The following is a 2877-nucleotide window of genomic DNA, read 5'->3' as shown; positions in this document are numbered from 1 at the left end:
AAATACAGTTACTACTTCCTATTTACACAACTTTTTAGGGTCTCCAAAAAACATTTGGTGGAATCTTAGAATACAGAGCCTCAACAGCAAGCATTAAGTCAATTAAGGCTATCTAGTCTCTCTTATATCCTATAGCAAACGGCATTGATATTCATACCAGCTCCAACAGAAGCAAACAGGATCACATCTCCTTCATTTACGCTGTGGTCCAAATCTTTACCTTTTAAAACTATATCATACAACGTAGGCACAGTTGCAACGGAGCTGTTACCCAGGTATTGTATACACATAGGCATAATGTCTTTGGGAGTTTCAGTATATCCAAATAGCTTATACATAGCCTGAACGATTGCTTCATCCATCTTTTCGTTTGCCTGGTGAATAAAGATCTTTTTTAAGTGCATAATATCAACACCACTTTGGTCAAGGCATGCTTTCATGGCCTCAGGTACATGTTTTAATGCATATTCGTAAACCTTTCTTCCTTTCATCTTTATGTACTTGATTTTTGAATCACTTTCAGGATAATAAGATGCATCCATGTTAATATAATACGCTTCCTCCAGGCAATGACTAAGTGAACAGCTGGATAAAATGCCGCTCCCACTTTCTCTCACTTCTTTGTATTCAACAATTGTAGCACCTGCCCCATCACTAAAGATCATACTATCTCGGTCGTAATTATCTATTACCCTGGACAAAGTTTCTGCACCTATAACCAATGCTTTCTTTGCCAGTCCCGCTTTAAAAAAAGCATCTGCCTGTATAATGCCCTGTATCCATCCAGGGCAGCCAAACAAAATATCATAGGCAATACAGCTTGGGTTTTTGATTCTTAAATTGTGTTTTACACGGCTTGCCAATGCTGGAACCGCATCTGTTTGAATAGTATTCTTAATAACATTGCCAAAATTTTGGGCTACAATGATCATATCAAGTGTTTCCATATCAATCCCGCTGTCATTAATAGCTTCCTGGGCTGCTATTGTAGCTATATCAGATGTGTTGAGGTCGTCAGAAACATAACGCCTTTCTGCAATGCCTGTGATTTTTTGAAATTTATCAATGATGATTTTTGGCTCTATTTTGATAATAGAACGATCCTCTGCATAAAATTTACTGGATAAAAAGTCAGGGTTTGTTTTAGTTTGAGTTGGTATACAACATCCAGTTCCGGTAATTACTGACCTCAACATTCTTTTAAATTATTTATAACGCTTAAGATATCTATTTCTTGATTAATATTCCTTACCAAATGTATTAAAAATACAAAAAAGCATGGCAAACAGGCTCTGTTACATCAATTGAAAAAGGCTGATCTTCATTAAAAAGCACTGTTGTATTTAGTGCTAAAAATTGATATTCAATTGAGCTTTTTCTAATGAATCCTGCATATTTCAGAAAAAACAGCAGATGCGACAGAGCCCTCTCTGAAAACTGTACTGTAAAATCCGGACAATACCTAAATTTTATCCAACTGTTTTATTGACAAATAAGTATATTACTCTTATGAAAAGAGTTGTTATCACAGGTATGGGTGTAATTGCACCTTTGGGAGATGATGTCAACAGTTTTTGGAAAAACCTGATAGAAGGCAAAAGCAGCGCAAGTCTTATTACACGGTTTAATCCTGAAAAGTTCAGAACCCAATTCGCCTGCCAGATTGAAAATTATCAACCAGCCAAATTTTTGGATAAAAACGAAATTAAACGATCAGATCTATTTACCCAATACGCATTGATAGCCGCTGGGCAAGCCATAGAAGATGCTGGCTTTGATGTAGGTAAAATGTCTCCTTTTGACATAGGCATTATTTGGGGATCCGGACAAGGGGGAATGGAAACCTTTGAAATGCAGGTGAAGGAATATACACGCTCAGGGTTTGAACCCCGCTTTAGCCCTTTTTTTGCAACTAAGCTGATTGCCAATATGGCGGCTGCATCCATCTCCATCAAGTATGGTTTTATGGGCATTAATTATACTACCGTTTCTGCCTGTGCCACTTCCAATACAGCTATTATGGATGCCTTCAACTATATACGGCTGGGAAAGGCTAAAATCATCGTTACAGGCGGCTCAGAAGCACCTATCATAGAGTCTTCTATCGGTGGCTTTAGTGCAATGAAAGCGCTGTCGGCAAGGAACGAGTGCCCAGCATCTGCTTCGCGACCATTTGATAAACAAAGGGATGGCTTTGTAATGGGAGAAGGTGCCGGCGCTCTGATATTGGAAGAATACGAACATGCTAAAGCCAGAGGCGCCCAGATTTATGCCGAGGTAGCTGGTGCTGCTATGACTGCCGATGCCTATCATATGACTACTTCACATCCTGACGGATTAGGGGCTTTGCAGGCAATGAAATTTGCTTTAGACGATGCCGGGCTTAAGAAAGAAGATGTAGATTATATAAATACCCACGCTACCTCAACCCTCGTAGGTGACGTAAGTGAAGCTAAAGCCATATATGCATTGTTTGGAGCGCGTAAAGACCTGTACATAAGTGCTACTAAATCCATGACGGGTCACCTGCTTGGCGCAGCAGGAGCTGTAGAAGCCATTATATGCATTAAGTCAATTACTGACAACATCATATCCCCAACTATCAATACGCAAGACATTGACGAAGAAATACCAAAAGAGTTACAAATTATTTTAAAAGAATCAATAAGCCACGAGGTGAAAGTAGCAATGAGCAATGGATTTGGTTTTGGCGGGCATAATGCCATAGTGGTTTTCAAAAAACACCTGTAGGCTCCTGCTATTTACTTGTATGCAAACTTGGAAGGGCAGATGCGACGGTTCTGTATTCTAAGATTCCACCAAATGTTTTTTGGAGACCCTAAAAAGTTGTGTAAATAGGAAGTAGTAACTGTATTT

Annotated in this window: 2 protein-coding genes; one reads left to right on the top strand and one right to left on the bottom strand. The window is 39.1% G+C overall.

The window, feature by feature from the left end; translation table 11 throughout:
- Positions 1 to 122: 122 nt before the first annotated feature.
- Positions 123 to 1196 (bottom strand): 3-oxoacyl-ACP synthase III family protein, encoded by a 1074-nt coding sequence (locus tag OCK74_RS27710; RefSeq protein WP_279300369.1) that lies wholly within the window; start codon positions 1194 to 1196, stop codon positions 123 to 125.
- Positions 1197 to 1509: 313 nt separating this feature from the next.
- Here OCK74_RS27710 and fabF point away from each other — a divergent pair, with 313 nt between their 5' ends.
- Positions 1510 to 2751 carry a beta-ketoacyl-ACP synthase II gene (gene fabF, locus OCK74_RS27705; protein WP_279300368.1) on the top strand — a complete coding sequence of 414 codons (1242 nt, stop codon included), beginning with the start codon at positions 1510 to 1512 and terminating at the stop codon, positions 2749 to 2751.
- The last annotated feature ends 126 nt before the right edge of the window (positions 2752 to 2877 follow it).

Origin of the sequence: Paraflavisolibacter caeni, from assembly GCF_025628885.1 — a bacterium.
GTDB classification, from domain to species: Bacteria; Bacteroidota; Bacteroidia; order Chitinophagales; family Chitinophagaceae; genus Flavisolibacter; species Flavisolibacter caeni.
This window is presented reverse-complemented; position numbering and strand designations above follow the sequence as displayed.

What these genes read in the sequence shown, in the direction of transcription:
- OCK74_RS27710 (WP_279300369.1), bottom strand. Translation starts at nt 1,196, where the DNA reads ATGTTGAGGTCAGTAATTACCGGAACTGGATGTTGTATACCAACTCAA.
- fabF (WP_279300368.1), top strand. Translation starts at nt 1,510, where the DNA reads ATGAAAAGAGTTGTTATCACAGGTATGGGTGTAATTGCACCTTTGGGA.